Origin of the sequence: Anaerobacillus arseniciselenatis, from assembly GCF_001865995.1 — a bacterium.
Taxonomy (GTDB): domain Bacteria; phylum Bacillota; class Bacilli; order Bacillales; family Anaerobacillaceae; genus Anaerobacillus; species Anaerobacillus arseniciselenatis.
In genome coordinates this window covers 25,404-49,022 of sequence record NZ_MLQQ01000006.1, presented here as the reverse complement: position 1 = coordinate 49,022, position 23,619 = coordinate 25,404, and the positions used below count along the sequence as shown (strand labels likewise).

Below are 23,619 nucleotides of genomic sequence, written 5' to 3'. Positions count from 1 at the left end.
ATATCAATGTCTAACAATGATGGGAAAAATAAGGTTTACGTCTATATTGATGAAGATTTAGTAGACTTAATTCCGGGTTATATGACCAATCGAAAGAAAGACATCGAGAAGATTTTAAAAGCCTTAACGAAAGACGACTTTGAACAAATTCAGCTCATTGGCCATAGTATGAAAGGGAACGGTAGTGGTTACGGGTTTGATCAAATTTCTGAGATTGGTTATTTCATAGAAATTGCTGCAAAAAATAAAGATAAAGTAGCAATTGAACAACAATTAGGAGCCTTAGAGGACTATTTAAATAAGGTAGTGGTTATTTATGAATAAAGATAAGAATGAACAACAAAAAATTCGACCTCATATTATAACAGACGAAATCAACGGCTCATCTCTACTCATTATTGATGACGACGATGATTTAAGAAATTTGCTTGTAAGGAAATTTATGAAAAAAGGTTTTAATGTCGATGACGCGCATGATGTGAGTGTTGCAAAGCAAAAGTTATTGAATAATAAATACGATTTAATTATTTTAGATTTAATGATGGTCCCAGAATCTGGCTATGTATTGTTTCAGTTTTTAATAGATAACCCGCAACTAAAATGGATATCATTAATCGTTTTATCAGGTAGTTCAGATGTTAATGATAAAATTAAATGCTTGCAATTAGGAGCTGATGATTACGTAACAAAGCCGTTTCAATTTGAAGAAGTGAACGCAAGGGTATGCCGTATTTTAACAAGAGCAAAGGAATTCGAGCAATTAGCATTTTATGACCCTCTGACGGGAGTTTTTAACAGAAGATATTTAGAAAATCAAATGATGATCGAAATCCAAAGATTAGAAAGAATTCCTGCAAACATGTGTATCTCAGTTTTTGATATCGATCGGTTTAAATTAATTAATGACCGCTTCGGACACTCAGTAGGCGACATTATTTTGCAAGGCTTAACAGCAGAGGTAAAAAAACAACTACGACAATCGGATTTGCTTGCTCGCTATGGTGGTGAAGAATTTATCATTTTTATGCCAAATACAAATGAAGAAGATGCGACGTTAATATTAGACCGGATTTTAAAAGAGATACGTCAGTTACCGTTAGCAAAAGTAGGAAACGAAAATATTACAATTACCTTCTCCGCCGGGGTAGCTCAGTATGAAACAGACATGACGATCAAAGAATGGGTAGATCGTGCCGATCAATTATTATACCTTGCAAAAGATAAAGGACGAAATCGAGTGATTAATTGGACAGACTCAAACTTGTAGCTATGTAAAAATAGGGAAATCAAAGTAGTTGAATTTCATATACGAAACTAAGGTAGGGCGCGATTTATTGCGCCCTTGGAAAATTCGGGGAGTGACAGGCACTCATGACAATCATCATCGAAGGGCAACTTACGTACGAAGAATTTAAACAATATAGTGAATATCATACAAAGAAAATTTTGATGCGTTATTTTATAAGTGTATTTTTAATTATGTTTATTGCGATTTACATAACGATGTTTGAAGAGTTTGGCTGGTTTCTAACCGTGGCATTACCGCTGTCGATCACCTACATCGGCTTTGTATTTTTAAAATTTATATTAAAAATGATAAATAAACGTCACTACGATCAAAATCCAATGTTAAAACAAAAAATGAAATACGTAATTAGTACTAAAACAATAAGGCTTAACAGTGAACAGTTACAATCAAAATATTCATGGGAAGAAATAAGATCTACGATTGAATATAGGGATATGTTTTTATTATACGTGACAAAGACATCCGCATTAATTTTGCCGAAAAGGTATTTTCAAACGAAAGAAGATATATCACAATTTAAAGCGTTGCTGCAAGACAGGCTCGAAGCAAAGAAATTAAAATGGATGTGATTTTTTTCTCAAAAAATTCATCTTCAATTTGGTTTCAATAGTGTAGCTGTTTTTAAAAAAGGAGTTAGCACTACTCTGTAGAAAAGATATTTAAGAAGTGAGATTAATGAATTTCATAATTCAATTTGATCGCCATTAAGATCCATATGTAGTTGAGTTAAACCGCTCGCAACTACATAGTTTCATATGGCTCATTAAAGATAATTATGAAATTCACTCAGATAGAATTTTTTTGGAAAGAAGTGAGTGATAGTGAATATCATCTATTCAGGTAAAATTACTGACATCCACGGTGGGCAACTTACAAATCCAAAATTGAAAGAAACCTTCAAAGAAGCGACCGAAATACATGAACAACTTTTGTCAGCTGATAAAAGGATCGCCTACTTTTTCATTGATCCGTTACTTAACGCGTTTGAAGCAGCCAATCAATTTTACTTTAGTATCTTTGAATGTGAAACGATCGAGAAAATCAAAACGTATAAAAGCGGAGCTAGTCCGATCCAAGCGTTATCAGATGCTAAGGAGTTAGTTGATTCTGGCTTGTACGATGCGGTGTTGATTTTTGGCCATGAACCGCTGTTAACGAATAAGCATCTATACGGAAAAGAAGAAATGACAAAAGCGATGAGCATTTTTGAAGATAAAAGCATTCTTCAATGTTATAACGAAATTGGCCATAGGCTTAGAAAAGAATTAGAGCTATCAGAAAAAGAGATAGTTCGTTTTTTTGATCAATTGTTTCTGAATTTTCATAAAACATATAATCGTGCCACAAATTCCGAAGTTCCTCGAGAAAGAGGGCGACGATTAGATGATCTTGGTGCTGATTTATTTAAGTTAACGGACTGTGCGAATCCGAATATTAACTTTTCAGGTGGCATTATTGTAGCGAATGACAGTACCGCAAGCTTTTTACAAATTCCTGAAAAAGAGAAAATATCAGTTTCAGGAGTGAAATATTCCATGGTAGAAGGTTGCCCGACAAAGATTGATAAAATTGTAGGCAAAAAAGAAGACGTATTTCCGCATTTGAGAAAAGCATTTTTACAAGCGCAAGACGAGGCAAGTATTCAAGCTGTTGAGCAATTCAAAAATCAAAACTTGTACCTTGAAGTATACAGTTGTTATCCACCTATTCCGATCGCATTTTTACTAGCGACAGGAATGATCGATCACATCGAACAACTCTCTGACTTTTTAGAGCAGTATGAAGTGACGATCACCGGGGGAATGAATTTCGCAAGAGCCCCTTGGAACAATCCCGCTTTAAATGCACTCATCGAGATACATCAGAAGTTAAAAGAAGGTACTCGAAAGTACGGCTTAGTTCACGGCAATGGCGGTATTGGTGAAACTCAGGGTGTAGCGATTTTAGAGAAGTGCGACTTTTAAAAAGCGATTTTATCGAATTCGTTCATATCGGTGACGACGATGTCAGCCCCTTTTATTGGGTGTGTTTTTGCGGTTCGCCCACCAACGATGATAGTGATATTTTCGTTGCTCTTTTTTATATCTAGAATTATTTGGTGAAGCGTTGGAAGGGCTTCGTCGATGGAAATAGATATACCTAATTTGTCTATATGATGATTTTTTAAAAAGTTTAGCAAATCGTCGAGCGGAAGTGGTTGTTCTAAGTTAAGCTAGGAAATTGATGTTTCGTTAACCACTGATGGCCGTAAATAACATGTTTCTGTATTTCTTTGTACTCTATAGTAGTCAGCATTCCTTTTTTTGTAGTAAGCTTTTAGGGATTTCTAGTTTTCCAATATCGTGCAATAAACACCCGAGAGCAAATGTTTCGATGTCTTTTAAATTTATTTTTCTGGCAAATAATGCGCCTAAAATAAATGTGTCGATCGAGTGCAAATAACTATAATCGTCAAGAACTTTTAATTGCAGGATCGCACCGAAAGCTTTACGGTTACTCATAAGTTTTATAAATAAGTTTTCTACCCAAAGAAAATCTTCAGCTTCGTGCAAAGTAAAACCGTATCTACTTTCTTTAGTGATCGTCTCTAATGAATTTTGAAATTGTTCGTAACTTAGTTTCTGGAGTTGATCTTTTCGCAAAGCCCCCCCCTCCAATCAATTGTGCCTTATCATAGCGTATGCGTAATTTTTTTGTGCGTATATGTTTGTACCTACAAAGGAAAGTTTGATTTTACAAAGTTTCATCGGTGTGTGAACTGATATACGTTGTATAATTTTGCAATTTTTAATGATACTAAAAAATAAGCAAATTGATGGTAATCAAACAAATGTGTGTCAAAATTTATTTTTTTCATAGTTAAAAGGAGGAAAGACAATGCCACGCAAAGTCGTTCAAGTTGGTAAGAGGGCAGATAAGGAAACCGAAGGGTTACAGTCAACTACAAAAGATAGTAAAGAAGAGGAGATCACAAAACTTAATCGCTTGTTAGGGGCTGTGTTGAGGTATTTGTCGGACGATGATGTAGAAGAGATCGATATTGAATACCTCCTAAAAAATACGGAAGGTTTGCGTGAGTGGTGGGATCAATATCGAGAAAACAATAGAAAAGAGATTGAGGAGGAAATAAAAAAATCTTTAAGTGAACTTTCGTTGAAAGAACTAGAAAGCATCCGTGAAAAGGTAAAGGCAAGAGAGGGGTAAACTCGAAGTTTATTAATGTGGAAAGTAATTAATAGCTCCAAAAATCTTTGTAAAAAGGATAAATGAAGCTTGCTGCGAAAATGCTATTGCGATAGAGTGTTAATTAGCGATATACAGTAAGTAGATAACTAGCTAGCAATAAACTCTCTGAAAATAGTTGCGCGGAATTTTATTGTGTGTTATGATAGATTTCTTCTTGTAAATTGCTAATAAGGACCCTTAGCTCAGTTGGTTAGAGCAACCGGCTCATAACCGGTTGGTCGTAGGTTCGAGTCCTACAGGGTCCACCATTGTTCTAGTATACGGAGGAATCCCCAAGTAATTAAATCCTCATGATTATTAGTACTATATTCTGGAGTCTTAATGAAACTCTATTAGTACTAAGAAATTTTCTTCTTTCTCCTTATAAAATCTATCGCCACCGAACTAATAATACCGATAATCGCTCCATAATATAACATGACTGCCCAAATTCCCATAATCAAGTTATCAAATCCACCTGATCCCAAAAGCCTAGCTGTAATAAGCAAATATGAACCTATCACTATGAGAAGAAGGGCAGGTATATACTTAATAAATTTTTTGATGAATAACTGAGATAACACATAGGTTATTCCGAACATAAATAATGTGCCGAAGAGTGCAGCTACTAATATTTCCATCAAATCCTCTCCCATCTAATTTACATTCCATCAAATCCTCCACAACCTATTTATTATCTATATCTTATCATACTATATTCCTTTACTTTTAAGATAGTGTTATTCGACATATTTACTTCGAAGTTGAAATACACCTCTTAGTTGGATAGTAGTTAGGAGGGCGAGCACGATTGTAAAAGGGTGTATTGCGCAGAAATTTACTTTCTCTTCCAAAAGTAGTATAATAAAAGTCAGAATAGTCAGGAGGGATAGAATGGGATTAAGAAAAAATGATCACACCGAACAAATAATAGATTCTTTTTCGGATTATTTATTGGCAAAAGGTAGATCAGAAAATACACTGAAAACATATGTAGGTGTTCTATGTACGTTTTCACAATGGTTGGAAGCAAACGATAGGTCTTTAGTCGACGTCACGAGCCAAGATGTTCAAGCATATATGAACTATTTAGAAACAGAACAACGAAGTGCTTCGACAATTAATAAAATCTACAACACGATTAACACCTTTGCTAAGTCGATCAACAAGTCTGAAATCATGAATGAAATTCAACGAATTGAAAAAGACCCTAGGGAATCTAATCCTCCTGAACCTTTAGATAAAAATAGTTTGCAACAACTCTTAGAGAAAATAAAAACTGATGGAAATAAGCGTAATATTGCGATTGTTTATTTATTACGGCACACCGGGGTGCGTGTGTCAGAACTTTGTGCCCTACACCGGTCTAATATTCAATTGAGCAATCAAACTGGAAAGCTCATTGTTCGCAATAATAATGGCGAAAGGGTAATCCCCCTTCCAAATGAATGTATTCAACACGTTAAGGAATATCTCGATTCAAGAGATGACCAACATGAGGCTTTATTTTTATCGAAAAGTAAAAAGCCACTTTCTGTGCGAACTGTGCAGCACACATTGCAACAATACGGTGTTCACCCGAAAAAGCTTCGGCATACGTTTTGTTATGAGTTAGTGGGAAAAGGGCTGGATCTTTCAGTCGTTGCCCAACTAGCAGGGCACTCTGATGTTAATCTTACGAGGCAGTATGTTCAAGATGAAAAAGCTATGTAACAACAATAAAAGGCATTTCACGATGAAATCACTAATTGAGAATGTGACAGAGTGTGGGGAGTGTGCAGTAGTTGGGCGGACTTATACTGTGGGGCACGATGAGGATTTTGCGTTCCCTTTTGATGGGTGTGGCACTCGGTTAGGTCACGCGAGAAGATCTCGCGTGACCTTTTGAGTGAAGTGATGCTTTGTACGGGCACGGGAGAAGGTCTCGCGTGACCTTTTGATTGAAGTGACGCTTTGTACGGGCACGGGAGAAGGTCTCGCGTGACCTTTTGATTGAAGTGACGCTTTGTACGGGCACGGGAGAAGGTCTCGCGTGACCTTTTGATTGAAGTGACGCTTTGTACGGGCACGGGAGAAGGTCTCGCGTGACCTTTTGGGTGGTGCGACGCTTCGTACGGTCACGCGAGAAGATCTCGCGTTCCCTTTTGGGTGAAATGACGCTTCGTACGGGCACGGGAGAAGGTCTTGTGTTCCCTTATGGGTGAAGTGACGCTTTGTAAGGGCACGCGAGATCACCTTACGTGCCCTTTAGCTGTAAGCGTCAAATCACCCCCACCTTCTAACGATAATCTGTTTATGCGAAAAAAACTGATTACTCTACTGAGTTGAAAACAGGAGAAGAGTAATCGAAACGCCGGAATGATTACTCTACTGAGTTGAAAACAGGAGAAGAGTAATCGAAACGCCGGAATGATTACTCTACTGAGTTGAAAACAGGAGAAGAGTAATCCAAACACTCGAATGATTACTCTTCTCGACTCAAAACCAGAGAAGAGAAATCCAGTGTTAGAAAATGCGCATTTCTACTGCGCACTCCCCCCATACAACGCATCACCCCTCCTATACTGTAAGCAAATAACAAAAAAAAACGGAGCACTATTGAATAAGTTAACGAAATATGTGGTCTTTAAGAAATTCAATCAATTTAATAAATTTCATAATTCATTATTCTCGGCACTAAGATCAATATATAGTTGCGTCAAAACCATTCGCAAACTATATATTGCGTGATGTGGCTCGTTTTTGGTAATTATGAAATTTACTCAATTACAAATAAATACATATTTCCACAAGTTTAAATGCTACAATATTTTTATGAGCAATAAAGTGATGCGGAAAAGGAATGGAGGGTTTGTGTAGATGAAGACGAAGAGTAAATTAAGGCGAATGTTTAAAGTTTTATCGATGGCTTTTCTCATTTTCATTCAAATTTACTGGTACAAAATTAGAAAAAAATCGGATGAAGACTGGGAAAAGTTATGGGAGAAAATAGGGAAAAGGTTTCGGAAAACATTATTTGAATTAGAAGGATTACTCATTAAAATCGGTCAAATTTTAAGCATTCGTGCCGATTTATTGCCTAACCCCTTTATACAACAAATACAAGATCTCACTGATCAAGTACCTCCTTCTGAATGGAAAGATATACAGAAAATTCTCGAGACTGAGTGGGGAGGGTCTCTTGAGCAGCACTTTTTACATATTGATAAAAAGGCGGTCGCTTCTGCGTCCATTGGTGAAGTTTATCAAGCTGTTTTAAAGGATGGTCAAAAAGTTGCGATTAAAGTCCAACGTCCAGACATTCAATCGATTGTTCAAACAGATTTTCGCACCTTAAGGATCATTATTTGGTTTGCTGATTTTTTTGTCCCTATGCCAAAAGGGTTTATCAATTTCAAAGTACTATTTAATGAACTAAAACAAGTCATAGAAAGAGAACTTGATTTTGTACAAGAAAAGGACTCTTTACTTCATTTTAAAAAACGGTTTAATAATGTCGATACAGTAAAAATACCAGACGTATATCCAGAGCTTAGTACATCAAAGGTTTTGGTGATGGAGTGGGTCGAGGGAATCAGACTAACAGATGCCGAAGCGTTAGGTCAGTTAGATGTTTGCCGTAAAGAATTGGCACAACGGTTGATCGAAGTCTTTTTACCTCAATGGCTGGAGCCTGGTACGTTCCACGCCGATCCTCACTCTGGTAACGTACTAGTATCAAAACAAGGAGAAATTATTTTACTGGATTTCGGAATGACTGGACGGATCTCTAAAAAGGATGCAACGTATTTTCAAGGATTAATAGAAAGTGTTCTTTCAAAGAATTATGCGAAAGCGGTAGAATGCTTGACTCATTTAGGTTTTTTACTACCTGAGGCTGATTCAAGAACGATGGAAAGATTATTAGCGGAATTAATGGCTTTCCAGCCTGCTCAACTTAAGGAAATGGACATTATGGCATTAAAATTAGAAATGAACGATATAATTCAAGCCCTTCCGATCCAAGTGCCAACAAAGTTTGTGTTTTTAGGTCGCTCTTTCGTAACTATTGAAGGAATTGTCCGTAGCTTGGCATCTGACGAAGAACTGCTAGAGATCGGAAAACCTGTATTTATCGAATGGTTAAAAACACAAGGAAATAATAAATGGTCATTTATCTGGCATTGGTTGCAGTCACAACCAGTTTTTAAAACGTTACATAATTTGACAGAGTTTTTAAAAGTACCTGAAAAACTAGAAACGTTGAAAGAAGTAGAACAGAGAAGGTTCTTTCAATTTACCATTTATGAAAATTATAAAAAGCAATCATTTCAGTTAACATTACTCGGCCTGATTGGGATTGCAACAGGGATATACACTTCTCATTCCCTTATTTTTCAGCTTTCTGTAGGGATATCCGTTTTTTCTAGTGTCGGCTATTTTATTTTTAGTATGAAGTTGAAAAAATGGATGAAGTTCATGCATGAAAAACGGAGGTTATAGATCGAACTACACAAACTACCTTCACGGATCAGGGACTATTGAAGTTTATGTCAATGTTTAGGGATAACTGAATTCGCAAAAATTCCATTCGGTGAATGCAAGAAGGTGTAAAAGCCTTTCACAGATTTTGCACTTTTTTTAGTTGAGTGAATTTCATAATTACCAAAAATGAGCCACATCACGAATTATATAGTTTGCGAACGTTTTTGACGCAACTATATATTGATCTTAGTGGCGAGAATATTGAATAATGAAATTCATTTAGTTAAAAATATTGTTTTAAAATTCAGAAAACTATACAATGGTGTTAACGTAAAAGCGTATAGGTAGGGGGCAGACGATGAACATTGGTATGGAAATTGATAACAGTGAACTTTTTAAGCAAACCTTTCTTCAAGCGTTTATCGGATTATCGCTTATGAATGAAGAAGGCCAATTTTTAGAAGTGAATGAAACGATATGTCAATTATTAGGGTATACAAGTGACGAGTTAAAATCATTGACGATTCACGATGTCACGCATCCGGATGATGTAGCCGACAATTTATCCTTTTTTTCTAGGTTGAAAAAGTGTGCAATTACTAACTATCAAACTGAAAAAAAGTACATTAGTAGAGCAGGTAACGTTATTTGGACAGTCACGAATATTTCAAAAGTGAAAGATTCAAATATATTAATTGCTCAAATAAAGGATATTACTGCACAAAAACAAAAGGAAGAAACTTACAAAGAAAAAGAGGCACACTATCACTTAATGACAGAATATAGTACAGATTTAATTATGCGTCACGATCCGAGTGGCAAAGCGTTTTGTATTTCTCCCTCTGCAAAAGAAATCTTGGGGTATAAGCCTGAAGAGTTAATGGGCGTTTCTCCTTATGATAATACGTTTATGCATCCTGATGATTTAAGGCTGACGATTGCAAGCCATCAACAAATATCATATACAGGCAAAATAACTAAAGTTCGCTATCGCATCCGTAAAAAAAACGGAGTTTATACATGGCTTGAATCAACTGCAAAAGGAATTTTTAATAAAGCCACTAACCAATTAGAAGAGATTATCACCGTTTCACGTGATTGTACAGATCATGTCATGAATGATATTAAGCTAAAAGAAAGTGAAGAACGTTATCGTACAATCGTTGAGTCTTCTATAGATGCAATTGGGATCCATGATCTCGAAGGCAATCTTGTGTATGCAAATCCATCAGCGCTGAAACAATTAGGTATAAAAGATGTCACTGGTCAGCCAATACATAATTTTCTTACACGAGAAGGCCGAGATAAATTTGATGGAAGAATGGCTGAATTTGAACAAATAAATACGTTTACTAATCGTCTAGTTGATTATAAGGTGAAACGTTGCGATGGGTCGATTCGCGATGTTGAAGTGATGACGGATAAAATCATATATGAGGGTAAACCTGCTGTTCAGTTTATCGCTCGCGACTATACCGAGCAAAAAAAGTATGAAGATTTTATTCATAAAGCGGACAAGCTAAATGTAGTCGGTGAGTTGGCAGCGGGTGTTGCCCATGAAATACGCAATCCATTAACGACGATCAAAGGTTTTATTCAGTTGTTTCAAGCCAAACATAGTTGTTATGAACAATATTTTCAGCTTATTAATAGTGAGTTTGACCGTGTCGAAGCGATTATTTATGAATTTTTGACATTGGCAAAACCACATAAGGAGACCATTTTTAAAGAGGAGAATATATTTCAAATATTAGAAGAAGTCGTAACTTTAGAAAATGCCAATGCATTATTAAAAAACATTGAAATTGAATATAAATCAGTTCAAGAAACATTGCTTATTTGTTGTGATAAACGCTCACTGAAGCAAGTGTTTATCAATGTGTTGCAAAATGCACTCGAGGCTACGAGTGAAAAAGGAAAAATTGAAATATTTGTCGAGAAAAAGAATAACCAGTTTGTTGAAATTAGTTTTAAAGACAACGGTTGCGGTATTCCGAAGCATCTTATTGATCGATTAGGAGAGCCTTTTTATACATTAAAAGAAAAGGGGACAGGGTTAGGCTTAATGGTTAGTTTTAAGATTATTGAAAATCACCGGGGAGCGATTTTGCTTGACAGTGAAGAAGGAGAAGGAACAACGGTAACGATTCAAATTCCTTTATGTGGTGATTGTCCGCAAATTAGTGTGGGCAATGTATAGTGATTTTGCGGACATGTGGCCCGTTATTTGACGAATTGTGCACTGATTTTTAGCTAGGCTAACTTAGTCGCTTCCGTTCCTTGTTTAATAAGCGATGCCAACGCGTGATTTTATATATTCCGTACTTTCGAGTTGATTGTAGGCGAACTTTGCCGTATCAGGGACGGAAATTTCACGGCCATCTTCTGGTAAAACATCACGTTCGACGCGGTATTTACCTAGTTCTTGTCCCATTGGTAAGTATGTAGGGCAAACGATCGTCCATTCAAGATTAGACAGTTTAAGAATGTCGTATGCTTTATGATGATCTTCGGCAGCTTGTTTCGATTTACGTTTTGATTCGCTCGACAAATAACGGAGTAAGCTAGGCTCTGTTCTACTTTGCAATATACCAGCTGTACCGATCGTAATGATTCGTTGAACGCCTTCGTTTTCCATTGCTTTGATAATTAAAGGTATACTATCGGATAAAGTCGTTGTGCCATCTGTATTTAGGGCGCTAATCACAACATCAGTCTCCTTGATGGCTCGGCTAATATCATCATAAACTAACGCATTTCCTTGAATAACAGTTAAATGTTCATTAGATACTTCTAGTTTTTCTGGACTGCGAACTAATGCAGTGACATGGTGATGGTCTTGAAGAGCAAAGCGGACGATGTGACTGCCTACGCGTCCGGTTGCACCTAAAATTAATATATTCATAATAACTAATCCTCCTTTTTTCATGAATAAATACTGTTGCCTAAAAATTTATGGGCGTCGCTAATTCTATGAATTTAATAATTGGTCCGTAACGATGGCCTCCAACTCTTTTAGTAACTTTCCTTCCGTTTCTTCCCCAGATTTTAAAGAAGCAATTGCACTTTCGATTAAAAATCTTCGAGCCTGGCTATCGCTGCTGAGTTCGTCCTGGATAAAGTCCAATAACTCATAGTATTTTGCGGGCTCTTTAGCGTTCGAATAGGCATTTTTACACTTAGTGATTGCTTCATTAAGCTGTTGCCCACTGTGAGCGTTAGTACTAGTTTTATTTGATAGTAAATTTTCAAGCGCCTCTGGTGGGATTAAGTGAACGTCTGCATTTGCAACTTCAGTAACCATTTCACTAATCCTCTCGAAACTATAACGTACGACTTCTTCCGTTTCATAATTCGCCCCATAGCAAAGAGTAGAGTACTTCAAATTATATTGTAAAATTCCCATAAACATAATTGCACAATTGAGTAAATAAGTTTTTTTACTTTCACCAAAAATATCGATGAAACGGCTGTTTAACCAGCGGAGCATTTTAAATTGATTTTCTTTTAAAAAATGTTTTAGCTCCTCATCATTGGAAACGAGTACTTCTTCAAATAGAGGAATTAACTTATTGACTCTGTTCGTTTTGATTTGGAGGTCGATTTGTTGGATAAAAATTTCCGCATTCGCTGGATCTTTACCAACTAATAGATCAGCTCGCTCTTTTTCTAAGCGATCATATATATTTTTTATAATGGCCATCAATAACTCACTTTTTGATGAAAAATAATTGTAAAATGTCCCCTTTGATATTTCGCTATAAGCTAAAATGTCTTGAATGGACGTAGCTTCATACCCTTTTTTCATAAAGAGTTCGTGAGTCTTATTAATGACGTGCTGCTTTCGTTCATTCATTTAATCACCTGTATCCTCATTATACTTTCTGTATAAAATCGTATCTCATTTTTTCACTAAGTACAAGGCTACACTTTTTTTGGGGGACACCCCTTTCGAAAACAGGTTGGTAACATTTTTTTATTGCACTATCAGGTGTGATGATTTAATATATGAAGTGTTGGAACATAAGTATAAAAGTTGAACTTAGTGTTCAAAGGAGAGGGCAGCATGAATCAATCATTCGATACAAATCGCCCACCATATGGGATTATTGCCGTCCTAATGATTGGAGCATTTATCGCATTTTTAAATAATACGTTACTTAATATAGCATTGCCAGCGATTATGGCTGAATTTAAAGTGGAAGCTGCGACCGTACAGTGGCTGACGACTGGGTTTATGTTAGTTAGTGGAATTTTAGTTCCGGTATCGGCTTTTTTAATCCAAAAATATTCGGTTCGGAGATTATTTTTAGTCGCAATGGGGTTATTTACGGTTGGGACTTTTTTAGCGGGGTTTGCTCATATTTTCCCATTATTATTAATAGGGAGAATGACCCAAGCTTCGGGCACAGCCATTTTGATGCCGTTGTTAATGAATGTGATGCTCGTTAGCTTTCCAGTTGAAAAACGCGGAACGGCGATGGGCTTCTTCGGGTTAATTATGATGGGGGCACCGGCCATTGGTCCGACTTTATCTGGGTTTTTAGTAGAAAACTACGGTTGGAGAATGTTGTTTCACTTTGTCAGTCCTGTAGCGGTTGGCGTCTTTTTCATTGGCTTTTTCTTATTAAAAGATAAAAAAGAACACGTGAATCTTCGTCTTGATAAAATTTCACTTTTGTTATCGAGCGTCGGTTTTGGAGGATTATTATACGGGTTTAGTTCAGCTGGGAACTTAGGCTGGCAAAGTCCAGTTGTTTTTGCGCCGATTATCATTGGTGGGCTCTCTTTAGTCACATTTATCCGCCGGCAATTGAAACAAGAAAAACCGATGTTAAATTTCCAAATTTTTAAGTACCCAATGTACTCGTTATCGGCTTCGATTTCGATGGTTATTTCGATGGCGATGTTTTCTGGGATGATTTTGTTTCCGATTTACGTACAAACTTTAAGGGGGATTTCTCCGTTTGATGCCGGTTTGTTAATGATGCCGGGGGCAATTTTAATGGCGGTAATGTCACCGATTAATGGTCGGTTGTTTGACAAGTTTGGTGGCCGTATTTTAGCGATTACTGGTTTAACGTTGATTACTGTAACGAGCTATATGTTTAGTAATTTAACGTTAGAAACGAGTTATATGACTTTAATGCTCTTGTTTTCAATACGAATGTTTGGAATGTCGATGGTGTTTATGCCTGTGTCAACGAATGGTCTAAATCAATTACCGAAACGGTTTTATCCACACGGAACGGCGATGAACAATACGATGCAGCAAGTGTCAGGGGCGATCGGTACTGCGCTACTAATCACGGTGATGTCGATTCGAACACAAACACACGCTACAAATTTAGGTGCTACGACATCACCAGGTGTTGTTACGCCTGATCCTATTGCAGCAGGTGATCAATTGATGATGTTAGCAATGCTCGAAGGGATTAATGATGCGTTTTTGGTTTCTGTTTATCTTTCGGCGTTTGCTCTTGTGCTAGCGATGTTCATAAAGCGGGCAAAGCCAGCGGAAGACCCGATCGAAGAGGTCGAAGTGAATAAAGAATTAAACCCGAAATTAGCTGAGAATTAGAGAATGGGGCGACCTGTTCTTTTTTTGTTGGCTAGTTGGATGGTTGGATGGTTGGTTAGGTGGTGCGGGGGCTTAAGAAGAGAAATCAAAAGCCGTGGAAATGACTTTTGGGTGACTATTTTATGAAAATGTGGCGCATAAAAAGGATTATTGGATATTTGTGTCGAAAGAACTAAACTGGTAAATCTATATAAAAGATTAGCGGGGAGCTAAAAAATAATATTGGAGGAGTTATTTATGAACAAGATTAAAGTGGGGATTGTAGGTTACGGAAATTTAGGTCGTGGCGTTGAGGCGGCGATCGAGCAAAACGAAGATATGGAGTTAGTAGGGATTTTTACAAGACGAAAACCTGATGCTGTAGGTCAAAATAAAAACATGATACATATTTCTGAAATTGAACATTATAAAGGGAAAGTCGATGTTATGTTGCTTTGCGGTGGTTCTGCCACTGACTTACCAGAGCAAGCGCCATACATTGCTTCAATGTTTAATATCGTCGATAGCTATGATACACATGCGAAAATTCCTGAATATTTCAGCGCTGTCGAAAAAGTAGCGAAAAATAACGGCCATGCGTGTGTGATTTCTACGGGCTGGGACCCAGGGTTATTCTCTCTTAACCGTTTATTAGCAGAGTCGATCCTTCCAGAAGGAAAAGAGTACACGTTTTGGGGCAAAGGCTTAAGCCAAGGACACTCAGATGCGGTTCGTCGTGTTGAAGGTGTTCAAAACGGTGTGCAATATACGATACCGATGGAAGAAGCTGTAAACAAGGTTCGTAACGGTGAAGAACCAGAGTTAACGACAAAAGAAAAACACTTAAGAGATTGTTACGTAGTTGCAGAGGCTGGTGCAGATTTAGCGCGCATCGAAAACGATATTAAGACGATGCCTAACTATTTTGCGGACTATGAAACTAGTGTAACCTTTATTACTGAAGAAGAATTTAAAGAAAAGCATACGAAAATGCCACATGGTGGTGTCGTATTACGTAGTGGAAAAACGGGTGAAAATAGTAAGCAAATCTTCGAATTCGGCCTTACATTAGAGAGCAATCCAGAGTTTACAGCAAGTGTCATGGTTGCCTATGCTAGAGCGATTTATAAGTTTGCTGAAGAAGGTTTTACAGGTGTAAAAACAGTATTTGATATTCCGTTTGGATACTTATCTCCTAAATCGCCTGAACAATTGAGAAAAGAGTTATTATAGAAGCTGAACACAGAAGAGTGGAGGAGAAATCCTCCGCTTTTTGTTTTTGTGGGAACAAAATGATGAGCTTGCAAAAGTTTATAATAATTACATAAGGCTAGGAAAAGTATTTTCATCACAGTGTAATAATGAAAGCATTATGAATTAAAGATGCTAATGAGACTGTTTTTCTGCTACTTTTATTTTTTGATATTTGGTTAAGTAGAAATCAAGCTCTTGACTACATTTAATCGTGTCAGAATGGTTGATCCCTTTTAATTGTGCTATGTAAATCATATGTTTACGTAGCCGACTAATTTTGCTTTTAATTTCTGTTATACATTCACAATTTTCCATAACCTTAGCTCCTAATAATATAATTGAGTGAATTTCAACATTACCTAATTGAGTCATATCAAAATATATGTAGTTGCGGGAGGTTTAACGCAACTACATATAGATGCTTAATGGAGATAATATAGCATGATGAATTTCTTTGAATTAAACAACTTAGACAATAAAACTATTTTATAGTAGATTTAGAGAACTTTTAATAGATTCGACAATAGTTCTAAAAAAATGACAGTAATTTTAAAGTAAAGGGTAATTGGTAGTGTTTTTGCTGGGGGTTTGGAGCTAAAAGTAAAATGGCGCGCTGCTCAGGCGGCTAGACGGACCTCTCCAATACTCCCTAGATATCATAATTGTTATTCCAATAGTGAATACTACGATTACATAATATTGGGAGGGGAAATCTGGTGTCGAATATGAACCCTTGGGTGAAAATAGCTTTGTTCGGATTTTTAATAACAATTAGTATAGTAGTGGTTCAAAGATTGGATATTTTCACCTTAGTCATGAACGGGGATCTTGATGCGATACGATTGTTGTTAAATGAAAATATCGTTTATATTCTTTTTATTACATTAATGATGATGATCCTTCAAAATACGTTTACGATTATACCTCTCATCATTTTAATTACACTTAATATCATGTTATTTGGATTTTTTTATGGGGTTATTTGGAGTTGGGTAACAAGTATTATTGGTGGGGTGAGCGTTTTTATCGCAACACGATACTTTTTTCAAGATGTTTTGCTTAGAAGGATAAATGTTGCATTAAAAGAAAAAGTGGAGGAGAATGGTTTTTTATTTGTGTTCATCGGCAGAATCTTTCCGTTTGTACCGACGAGCTTGATTAATATTGTTAGTGGTGTGAGCTCGATAAAATTGAAACATTTTTTTATAGCAACGACTGTCGGAAATTTGATTTATTTTTTTATGTTAGGGCTTATTCCAATGGGGATCGTCACTTTGGAAATGGATTATTACATATTAGGGATATTGTCTGTAATTATTATCGGAGCTTATTATTTTTATAAATATTATCTTAAAAACAAATCATTGAGTGAGCTGCTTCGTTAAGATTTTGGTGAAAACTCTGCTCATAGCCCAATTCTTGAGGAGCCAGGAAGGTTCGCACTTGTATTAAAAGAAATTTTGGAGGAGAATGGGCGATAAAATGAATTTGAGGGTTGCCGATAAAAAATCAGGGGTAGTTACTAAATACGTAGTACTGATTATTAACGGAACCCTCTAATTAATTGAATGAAATTAGAGGGTTCGATTGTACATTAAAATAGTAAGTGTTAGTTTTTTTTTTTTTTTTGTAAATGATTCCCATCCAAAGGCTAATTCTTTCAGTTCTTTTCCGGCAATTGTTGTGTTTTTATCATATACTTCTTCGCCACCTAGCTGTTTGAAAAACTGACAAGAATTGTGGTCTTTGAAGGTCCATAGTGCGACCGATGAATGATGCAGAGAAGCTAAATGCTCTCTAAGGCGCTCAAATAGCTTTTTCCCAACACCTTTTCCTTTTGCGCTCGGATGAACATATAATCCGTAAATTTCTCCAGTATATTTTATTCTCAATCGAGCATCTCTCATCGTCCCACCTAAGGCAAAGCCGACAATTTCACCTTGGTCATCTAAGGCCACAAAATTCATCGTGCCACCACTAATCGTATTTGGGAGGTCTTTTTGCCAGCGCTTCTCGCGATCGTTATATGTAAATTTATCTAAAATATTTGCAGGTAAAACTCCTTGGTATGCTTGTTGCATACAATCCACATGAACACGAGAAATCCCTTTCCAGTCTTCTACGTTTGCTTGTCTAATGATCATGGTTTCCCCTTTCTTTTTTCCTTTGTTGTTTTGTCTTCTTAATTTTAGCAGGTTAATGAAACCATTTCACTGTTTAAGTAGTTTTTACATACATGTCTTCATGACGGTAGCCCGTCACCAACTAAGATGAAAAAGGCGGGTGCTTTTCCTCACTTCACCTTGACCTTCTACTGAATCTCAGACGTTCGTTCGCAAAAGCACCTGCCTTTTTCATACAAAACCTTCATGATGGTAACCGTCACCATCTAAAATGTAATTTAATTGTTTTTTCCAACTTTCAGCTTTCCAACAAACCAACAAACCAACAAACCAACAAACCAACTGTCCAACACTTAAACAACGTATGATATAATTCCTACAGAGAAAAATGACTTAAGACAACATAGGAGGGAAATTTATGCCAATCTACAATAAACTAGTCCGTGATCGCATTCCGGAGATTATTGAAAAATCAGGGAAACAATTTACAAGCTCCATTTTAAATGACGAACAATACATAGAAGAATTAAAAAATAAAGGTTTCGAGGAGCTCGAGGAATATACGTATGCAGCTAACGATACAGTAGCATTAGAAGAATTAGCAGATGTCCTTGAAATTATTCACGCATTAGCGGCTCATCACGGCTCAACATTTGAAGAAATCGAGGAAATTCGAAAAGAAAAAGTTAAAAAACGAGGTGGCTTTCAAGAAAAAATCTTTTTACATGAGGTTGAAGATGACTAGAGATGAATGATTGTAGAGTCCGCGGCACTTCATAACAGCCCGCCCTTTCCATATTTTACATATCAAAAACAGAACCCCTTTTCACATATAAAACAACTTAGGAAAAATACTAATTTTATGGAAAAGTTATTGTTATATTAATGAATATCATAATTCTATATTATCGCCATTAAGTAGCTATAAGTAGTTACGTTAATTCGTTCGCAACTACTTATAGCTTGATATGGCTCAACTTAGGTAATTATGAAATTCACTCATGTAGGAGGGGAAAGGGTGAACGAAGTAAATTATAAACAATCTTGGTTTGGAAATATTCGAGGAGATATTCTAGCAGGAATTGTTGTTGCACTTGCTTTAATTCCAGAAGCGATTGCTTTTTCAATTATTGCCGGGCTAGATCCGATGGTAGGTCTGTATGCATCGTTCGTGATGGCAGTGGTGATTGCTTTTGTCGGTGGAAGGCCAGGGATGATTTCGGCTGCAACGGGTGCAATGGCTTTAGTCATTGTTACATTAGTAGCTGATCATGGATTGCAGTATTTATTGGCAGCGACGATTTTGACTGGCATATTTCAAATCTTATTTGGTGTATTTAAATTAGCGAGATATATGAAATTTATTCCACGCTCAGTCATGGTTGGATTTGTGAATGCGTTAGCGATCCTTATTTTTATGTCTCAGCTTGAATACTTTATCGGTCATAGGCCGATGATTTATGCGTTAGTTGCTTTAACATTATTGGTGATTTACATATTCCCTTATATTTCAAAAGCGGTACCGTCAACGCTTGTAGCAATCATTATCGTCACAGCTTTGGCTGTAGTAATGAATATTCAAGCATGGACCGTTGGTGATATGGGGACAATTCCGAGAACCTTACCTGAATTTTTGATACCGGCAGTTCCATTTAATTTAGAAACGTTGATGATTATTTTACCTTATTCGGTGGCTTTAGCGGTCGTCGGTCTTATCGAATCGTTATTAACCGCATCAATCGTTGATGATATGACCAATTCCGATAGTGAAAAAAACGTAGAAAGTCGCGGACAAGGAATTGCCAACATCGCTGTTGGGTTATTTGGTGGAATGGCAAGTTGTGCGATGATTGGTCAATCAGTCATTAACGTAAAATCAGGAGGAAGAGGTAGGTTATCTGCTTTTGTTGCGGGTGCTTTTTTAATGTTCTTGATCGTTGTGTTAGGTGATATTGTCGTTTTAATCCCGATGGCTGTGTTGGCGGGTGTAATGATCATGGTTTCGGTTAGTACATTTGATTGGAATTCATTACGAACCCTACACCTAGTCCCTAAAACAGATGCAACGGTGATGCTTGTGACAGTGATAACGGTGGTTGTAACGCATAATTTAGCAATCGGTGTGTTTGCAGGGATTTTGTTAAGTGGGATCTTCTTTGCAGCGAAAATATCAGATGTAAAGGTGGACAGTAAGATTGAAGGAAGCAAAAAAGTTTATAAAATAAAGGGTCAATTGTTCTTTGCTTCTGTAACAGATTTGTTGAAAAAATTTGAGTATCAAGATGATGTCAAAGAAGTGGAAATTAACTTAGCAAGGGCTCATATTTGGGATGATTCAGCCGTTGTGGCGATCGATAAAATTGTTCATAAATTTAAAGAAAACGGAATTGAGGCCCATGTTACAGGGTTAAATGAAGAAAGTTCAGAGTTAGTCGAAAAACTAGCAAATAGGTTAGGTGGACATTAAACGGAGGTGACTGATGTGTACAAGAAGATTTTATTAGCATATGACGGGTCGGAACATTCGAAACGTGCAGCGGAAAACGCAATCAAAATTGCAAAGTGCAATAGTGAGTCAAAGGTCGAAATTGTCTATGTTGTTGATTCTAATAAGGCAAAACATGATGTGTTAAATAACTGGAACACGATGAGTCTCGAGGAAAAGCGAAAAGAGTTATTAACTGGAGTTACGAAGATAGCGACAGATGAAGGTGTCGAGTACACTATTCAAATCTTACAAGGAGAAGCAGGTCCATCGATTATTAAATATGCCAATGATAATGATGTTGATCTTTTGATTATCGGAAGTAGAGGTTTAGATGGAATACAAGGGTTCGTCTTAGGAAGTGTCAGTCATAAAGTGGCGAAACGAGCGAATTGTCCGGTGATGATTGTGAAGTAGCTGAAGAAAATAGGCGAATTCCATGTTAGTGAATTACCAAAATAGATAAACCGTCCATCGTGGAGAAGCTATTTTGCAGGGACTGTTAAGAAGACTGTCGAATATTTTGGGGAAGAGTGCTTAAAACGGTGCTCTTCCATTTTTTTATTATAAGCGTGAAAAAGAGAAGGAAAAACGTAACAATTCAATTACCTTTAAGCAAAATTCTGATATAATGATAGACAAAGTACAGCAATAGAATAGAAGGGAAATGTGGTTAAGGCAATGGAGTTAAAAAAGAAAGAAGAAATTAATCGTAATAATCGCTCATTAAAGACGATGTTTAAACAAATAGTAGAGCATAAATATTTTCAACCGATTGTTATTAGTATAATTCTTTTTAATGGGCTTATTATCGTCGGTGAGACGTATTTTACTGGAAATAGTATCTTACTAGCTTTAGATAAAATCATTGTTTGGATTTTTGTGCTAGAATTATTTTTGAAAATCATTGGACTCGGCTTTAGAGGTTATTTTTCAGACCGGTGGAATATTTTTGATTTTAGTATTGTCGTTGCTAGTTTAGTATTTTACTCAACGCCTTTTGTAAGCGTACTAAGGTTAATTAGGGTATTGCGTTTAATTAGAATGATCCCGGCAATTCCTGCGCTACGAAAAATTATCGACTCATTAATGAAATCTGTTCCAGCTTTGACTGGTATATTAGGTCTATCGATCTTGCTTTTTTCGATTTATGCAATTATCGGAACGACCTTTTTTAGTGAAATTCTTCCGTATGAGTTTTTCGGAAGTTTTCACACAGCACTGTTTACGTTGATGCAAGTCGTCACATTTGAATCGTGGGCAAGCCAAGTTGCAAGGCCAATAATTAATGAAGTACCGTGGGCATGGGCCTATTTTGTTTCGTTTATCATCATCGGGGCATTAGTTATCTTAAACCTAGTCGTCGCCGTCATCTTAAGCTATTTAGGTCAGGATGATGACGCAAAACGAGATGAACAAATGGATCGATTGTTCAAAGAAAACGAAGATTTGAAGAAAGATCTGAGTGAAATCAAGCAATTACTTGTGGAGAAAAATAAATTAGGATCATAGGTAAGCCGAAAACAGCGACAAGAAATTTGTTGCTGTTTTTTGTTTTGTGTGAGTGTATCAATGTGAGTTCAGGTGCTTGCGGACATTTAAGAATAAATGTCCACTAACAAGTAAGGTCGAGGCTTTTCTTGATTAAAAAACTGAGAATAGCAGATTTCAATAAGTTTTTGATCTATCTTGTAAAATTTCGGTGTCGAATTAATAGAAAGTTTGTCGAATCTCTAACGAATTTTACACGGATATGTTAAATTGTGTTGAGTGATAATTTGAATTTATTTTTGTGACGAGAGGGGAGAAGTTATGAAAGTTATGCTTAAAAGAGAGAAAACCAATCCCGAATCGTGTGAAAAAATAGAGACATTGCGTCAGAAAATGGTATACGTTGGTCAGACTAAAGGAATTGATCACCCTGAAACTATTAGGCTGAGTCAAAAGTTAGATAATCTCTTGAATCAATATCAACAAAAAATAATAAAATAAAAAATATATAAAGGATGATTGTTATGCCCACATGTACTGTCCCGTCAACGTTTAAAATCGAAAGTTTGGAACAATACAAAGACAACTATAATCTCCTAGAGCGTCATCTCAAATCAATGTGTTCGGAAAAAAATCAATTTTCTGCAATGTGTGCCTTTAACGAAGCGATTAATAATGCTGTTGTTCATGGAGAGTTTCCAATCATTGTTGAACTTGAACTATTATCGACAGATGATTTATTAATCAAAATAAAAGATAGCGGAAATGGATTTCCAGTTCACGAAAAATTAGATTTAATACATAAAAAAGGATCCCGTCAGCTTCTTGAGGAGACATTATTCGAAGAAAATGGTCGAGGTATTTATATTATGTTTGAAGTAGTGAACGAAGTGTTCTTTAATGACATAGGAAATGAAATTACACTCATTATTTCGAATTAATTAGATAATAAAATAGTAGTAATTATAACATGGTAGGGAACGTCCCTGCCTTTTTTGTATGAAAGTTGGTTTGTTGGTTAGGACCCCCGCCCGACTTTTCATGTTAGATGGCGGCGGCAGGCATGCCACCATGAGGGTTTTTTATGCAAATAGATACTTGGTGATGGATTTCCTTTCACGAGCCTCTAAAATTCGATAGAAGTTTACAGCGAAGGGAAAGAAAATCCATCACCAATTTTACATGCAAGGTGGTGACGATATATCGTCTTGAGCGTTTTGTATGGAAAAGTTGGTTAGTAGTTATAGAATAAAATAGTTGTAAATGTATTAAATAGTAGGAGGAGAATAAAATGAATTACCATTATTGTTGTAAAGATATTACTGTAAAAATGTTAAAAGTTTTTTTTGTTGGTTGGCCAAACCCTCCAAGTGAAGAAAAACATTTAGAACTATTACAAAAAAGTGATAAAATCGTTGTTTGCATTGATGAAGAGAACCATCAAGTCGTTGGTTTTATTACTGCAATTACAGACGATGTATTGTCAGCTTACATTCCATTTCTTGAAGTTTTGCCTGAGTATCAAAACAAAGGGATCGGTACGGAATTAATGAAACGGATGCTACAAGAGCTTGAAGGTTTATATATGATCGATTTATTGTGTGATAAAAATTTGCAACCATATTATAAGAAGCTAGGGATGGTTGAAGCTAATGGGATGGTCGTTCGAAATTATCAATTTCAATCTGGAGTAGAAGTGAGGTGATCA

General features: G+C 36.4%; 24 protein-coding genes and 1 tRNA gene. 19 read left to right on the top strand and 6 right to left on the bottom strand.

Features of this window, described 5'->3' with window-relative positions; translation table 11 throughout:
* Positions 1-6: 6 nt before the first annotated feature.
* The 4 genes from BKP35_RS06600 to BKP35_RS06585 all read left to right on the top strand — a co-directional run bounded on the left by BKP35_RS06600 (position 7) and on the right by BKP35_RS06585 (position 3,273).
* A complete protein-coding gene (locus BKP35_RS06600; protein ID WP_071312581.1) occupies positions 7-324 on the top strand; it encodes an Hpt domain-containing protein in 318 nt (105 codons plus the stop codon).
* On the top strand, positions 317-1,267 hold the full coding sequence (locus BKP35_RS06595; protein ID WP_071312580.1) for a GGDEF domain-containing response regulator: 951 nt from the start codon (positions 317-319) through the stop codon (positions 1,265-1,267). The genes BKP35_RS06600 and BKP35_RS06595 overlap by 8 nt, the downstream gene beginning before the upstream one ends.
* A 104-nt stretch (positions 1,268-1,371) precedes the next feature.
* The gene (locus BKP35_RS06590; protein WP_071312579.1) at positions 1,372-1,878 is read left to right on the top strand and encodes a YcxB family protein; all 507 of its coding nucleotides are present in this window, start codon (positions 1,372-1,374) and stop codon (positions 1,876-1,878) included.
* Positions 1,879-2,130: 252 nt separating this feature from the next.
* Positions 2,131-3,273 carry a hypothetical protein gene (locus BKP35_RS06585; RefSeq protein ID WP_211274601.1) on the top strand — a complete coding sequence of 381 codons (1,143 nt, stop codon included), beginning with the start codon at positions 2,131-2,133 and terminating at the stop codon, positions 3,271-3,273.
* 324 nt (positions 3,274-3,597) lie between these two features.
* Here BKP35_RS06585 and BKP35_RS06580 read toward each other — a convergent pair whose 3' ends face one another.
* Positions 3,598-3,951: an HD domain-containing protein gene (locus tag BKP35_RS06580; RefSeq protein ID WP_071312578.1), complete on the bottom strand. Its 354-nt coding sequence runs from the start codon at positions 3,949-3,951 to the stop codon at positions 3,598-3,600.
* Between the two features lie 235 nt (positions 3,952-4,186).
* Here BKP35_RS06580 and BKP35_RS06575 point away from each other — a divergent pair, with 235 nt between their 5' ends.
* Positions 4,187-4,513 (top strand): hypothetical protein, encoded by a 327-nt coding sequence (locus BKP35_RS06575; RefSeq protein ID WP_071312577.1) that lies wholly within the window; start codon positions 4,187-4,189, stop codon positions 4,511-4,513.
* Between the two features lie 213 nt (positions 4,514-4,726).
* Positions 4,727-4,803: transfer RNA gene (locus BKP35_RS06570), tRNA-Ile, on the top strand.
* A gap of 90 nt (positions 4,804-4,893) precedes the next feature.
* Here BKP35_RS06570 and BKP35_RS06565 read toward each other — a convergent pair.
* On the bottom strand, positions 4,894-5,175 hold the full coding sequence (locus tag BKP35_RS06565) for a hypothetical protein (RefSeq protein ID WP_071312576.1): 282 nt from the start codon (positions 5,173-5,175) through the stop codon (positions 4,894-4,896).
* A 253-nt stretch (positions 5,176-5,428) separates the two neighbouring features.
* On the opposite strand from BKP35_RS06565, the gene BKP35_RS06560 reads away from it, so the two are divergent.
* From BKP35_RS06560 to BKP35_RS06550, 3 genes are all read left to right on the top strand, one after another.
* On the top strand, positions 5,429-6,247 hold the full coding sequence (locus BKP35_RS06560; RefSeq protein ID WP_071312575.1) for a tyrosine-type recombinase/integrase: 819 nt from the start codon (positions 5,429-5,431) through the stop codon (positions 6,245-6,247).
* Between the two features lie 1,146 nt (positions 6,248-7,393).
* On the top strand, positions 7,394-9,016 hold the full coding sequence (locus BKP35_RS06555) for an ABC1 kinase family protein (protein WP_071312574.1): 1,623 nt from the start codon (positions 7,394-7,396) through the stop codon (positions 9,014-9,016).
* A gap of 340 nt (positions 9,017-9,356) precedes the next feature.
* Complete coding sequence (locus tag BKP35_RS06550; protein WP_071312573.1) at positions 9,357-11,198, top strand: PAS domain S-box protein; 1,842 nt, start codon at positions 9,357-9,359, stop codon at positions 11,196-11,198.
* Positions 11,199-11,282: 84 nt separating this feature from the next.
* Here the strand turns inward: BKP35_RS06550 and BKP35_RS06545 are convergent, their stop codons facing one another.
* Together BKP35_RS06545 and BKP35_RS06540 are read right to left on the bottom strand one after the other, a co-directional pair.
* Positions 11,283-11,903 carry an NAD(P)-dependent oxidoreductase gene (locus BKP35_RS06545; protein WP_071312572.1) on the bottom strand — a complete coding sequence of 207 codons (621 nt, stop codon included), beginning with the start codon at positions 11,901-11,903 and terminating at the stop codon, positions 11,283-11,285.
* A gap of 66 nt (positions 11,904-11,969) precedes the next feature.
* Complete coding sequence (locus tag BKP35_RS06540) at positions 11,970-12,854, bottom strand: TetR/AcrR family transcriptional regulator (RefSeq protein WP_071312571.1); 885 nt, start codon at positions 12,852-12,854, stop codon at positions 11,970-11,972.
* 210 nt (positions 12,855-13,064) lie between these two features.
* On the opposite strand from BKP35_RS06540, the gene BKP35_RS06535 reads away from it, so the two are divergent.
* Both BKP35_RS06535 and BKP35_RS06530 read left to right on the top strand, forming a co-directional pair.
* A complete protein-coding gene (locus BKP35_RS06535; RefSeq protein ID WP_071312570.1) occupies positions 13,065-14,579 on the top strand; it encodes a DHA2 family efflux MFS transporter permease subunit in 1,515 nt (504 codons plus the stop codon).
* Positions 14,580-14,816: 237 nt separating this feature from the next.
* Positions 14,817-15,791, top strand: a complete 975-nt coding sequence (locus BKP35_RS06530; RefSeq protein WP_071312569.1) for a diaminopimelate dehydrogenase — start codon at positions 14,817-14,819, stop codon at positions 15,789-15,791.
* 153 nt (positions 15,792-15,944) lie between these two features.
* Here BKP35_RS06530 and BKP35_RS06525 read toward each other — a convergent pair whose 3' ends face one another.
* Positions 15,945-16,127 (bottom strand): aspartyl-phosphate phosphatase Spo0E family protein, encoded by a 183-nt coding sequence (locus BKP35_RS06525; RefSeq protein WP_071312568.1) that lies wholly within the window; start codon positions 16,125-16,127, stop codon positions 15,945-15,947.
* A 410-nt stretch (positions 16,128-16,537) separates the two neighbouring features.
* On the opposite strand from BKP35_RS06525, the gene BKP35_RS06520 reads away from it, so the two are divergent.
* Positions 16,538-17,197, top strand: coding sequence for a TVP38/TMEM64 family protein (locus tag BKP35_RS06520; protein WP_071312601.1), 660 nt, complete (start codon positions 16,538-16,540; stop codon positions 17,195-17,197).
* 189 nt (positions 17,198-17,386) lie between these two features.
* Here BKP35_RS06520 and BKP35_RS06515 read toward each other — a convergent pair whose 3' ends face one another.
* Positions 17,387-17,956, bottom strand: a complete 570-nt coding sequence (locus tag BKP35_RS06515) for a GNAT family N-acetyltransferase (RefSeq protein WP_071312567.1) — start codon at positions 17,954-17,956, stop codon at positions 17,387-17,389.
* A gap of 397 nt (positions 17,957-18,353) precedes the next feature.
* Between BKP35_RS06515 and BKP35_RS06510 the strand changes: the two genes are divergently transcribed.
* The 7 genes from BKP35_RS06510 to BKP35_RS06480 all read left to right on the top strand — a co-directional run bounded on the left by BKP35_RS06510 (position 18,354) and on the right by BKP35_RS06480 (position 23,616).
* Positions 18,354-18,680, top strand: a complete 327-nt coding sequence (locus BKP35_RS06510) for a nucleoside triphosphate pyrophosphohydrolase (protein WP_071312566.1) — start codon at positions 18,354-18,356, stop codon at positions 18,678-18,680.
* A 273-nt stretch (positions 18,681-18,953) separates the two neighbouring features.
* Positions 18,954-20,402: a SulP family inorganic anion transporter gene (locus BKP35_RS06505; protein ID WP_245741893.1), complete on the top strand. Its 1,449-nt coding sequence runs from the start codon at positions 18,954-18,956 to the stop codon at positions 20,400-20,402.
* A 15-nt stretch (positions 20,403-20,417) separates the two neighbouring features.
* Positions 20,418-20,837, top strand: coding sequence for a universal stress protein (locus BKP35_RS06500; protein WP_071312564.1), 420 nt, complete (start codon positions 20,418-20,420; stop codon positions 20,835-20,837).
* Positions 20,838-21,101: 264 nt separating this feature from the next.
* Complete coding sequence (locus tag BKP35_RS06495) at positions 21,102-21,932, top strand: ion transporter (RefSeq protein WP_071312600.1); 831 nt, start codon at positions 21,102-21,104, stop codon at positions 21,930-21,932.
* A 300-nt stretch (positions 21,933-22,232) separates the two neighbouring features.
* Positions 22,233-22,412 (top strand): aspartyl-phosphate phosphatase Spo0E family protein, encoded by a 180-nt coding sequence (locus tag BKP35_RS06490; RefSeq protein ID WP_071312563.1) that lies wholly within the window; start codon positions 22,233-22,235, stop codon positions 22,410-22,412.
* Positions 22,413-22,435: 23 nt separating this feature from the next.
* Complete coding sequence (locus tag BKP35_RS06485) at positions 22,436-22,852, top strand: ATP-binding protein (protein ID WP_071312562.1); 417 nt, start codon at positions 22,436-22,438, stop codon at positions 22,850-22,852.
* 350 nt (positions 22,853-23,202) lie between these two features.
* The gene (locus BKP35_RS06480) at positions 23,203-23,616 is read left to right on the top strand and encodes a GNAT family N-acetyltransferase (protein ID WP_071312561.1); all 414 of its coding nucleotides are present in this window, start codon (positions 23,203-23,205) and stop codon (positions 23,614-23,616) included.
* Positions 23,617-23,619 lie beyond the last annotated feature (3 nt).

Bases quoted from the DNA above. Each gene is read 5' to 3' on its own strand.
- BKP35_RS06535 (WP_071312570.1), top strand. From the start codon at position 13,065: ATGAATCAATCATTCGATACAAATCGCCCACCATATGGGATTATTGCC.
- BKP35_RS06600 (WP_071312581.1), top strand. From the start codon at position 7: ATGTCTAACAATGATGGGAAAAATAAGGTTTACGTCTATATTGATGAA.
- BKP35_RS06565 (WP_071312576.1), bottom strand. From the start codon at position 5,175: ATGGAAATATTAGTAGCTGCACTCTTCGGCACATTATTTATGTTCGGA.
- BKP35_RS06480 (WP_071312561.1), top strand. From the start codon at position 23,203: ATGAATTACCATTATTGTTGTAAAGATATTACTGTAAAAATGTTAAAA.
- BKP35_RS06595 (WP_071312580.1), top strand. From the start codon at position 317: ATGAATAAAGATAAGAATGAACAACAAAAAATTCGACCTCATATTATA.
- BKP35_RS06550 (WP_071312573.1), top strand. From the start codon at position 9,357: ATGAACATTGGTATGGAAATTGATAACAGTGAACTTTTTAAGCAAACC.
- BKP35_RS06540 (WP_071312571.1), bottom strand. From the start codon at position 12,854: ATGAATGAACGAAAGCAGCACGTCATTAATAAGACTCACGAACTCTTT.
- BKP35_RS06555 (WP_071312574.1), top strand. From the start codon at position 7,394: ATGAAGACGAAGAGTAAATTAAGGCGAATGTTTAAAGTTTTATCGATG.
- BKP35_RS06485 (WP_071312562.1), top strand. From the start codon at position 22,436: ATGCCCACATGTACTGTCCCGTCAACGTTTAAAATCGAAAGTTTGGAA.
- BKP35_RS06515 (WP_071312567.1), bottom strand. From the start codon at position 17,956: ATGATCATTAGACAAGCAAACGTAGAAGACTGGAAAGGGATTTCTCGT.
- BKP35_RS06490 (WP_071312563.1), top strand. From the start codon at position 22,233: ATGAAAGTTATGCTTAAAAGAGAGAAAACCAATCCCGAATCGTGTGAA.
- BKP35_RS06560 (WP_071312575.1), top strand. From the start codon at position 5,429: ATGGGATTAAGAAAAAATGATCACACCGAACAAATAATAGATTCTTTT.
- BKP35_RS06575 (WP_071312577.1), top strand. From the start codon at position 4,187: ATGCCACGCAAAGTCGTTCAAGTTGGTAAGAGGGCAGATAAGGAAACC.
- BKP35_RS06510 (WP_071312566.1), top strand. From the start codon at position 18,354: ATGCCAATCTACAATAAACTAGTCCGTGATCGCATTCCGGAGATTATT.
- BKP35_RS06520 (WP_071312601.1), top strand. From the start codon at position 16,538: ATGAACCCTTGGGTGAAAATAGCTTTGTTCGGATTTTTAATAACAATT.
- BKP35_RS06525 (WP_071312568.1), bottom strand. From the start codon at position 16,127: ATGGAAAATTGTGAATGTATAACAGAAATTAAAAGCAAAATTAGTCGG.
- BKP35_RS06495 (WP_071312600.1), top strand. From the start codon at position 21,102: ATGGAGTTAAAAAAGAAAGAAGAAATTAATCGTAATAATCGCTCATTA.
- BKP35_RS06545 (WP_071312572.1), bottom strand. From the start codon at position 11,903: ATGAATATATTAATTTTAGGTGCAACCGGACGCGTAGGCAGTCACATC.
- BKP35_RS06590 (WP_071312579.1), top strand. From the start codon at position 1,372: ATGACAATCATCATCGAAGGGCAACTTACGTACGAAGAATTTAAACAA.
- BKP35_RS06530 (WP_071312569.1), top strand. From the start codon at position 14,817: ATGAACAAGATTAAAGTGGGGATTGTAGGTTACGGAAATTTAGGTCGT.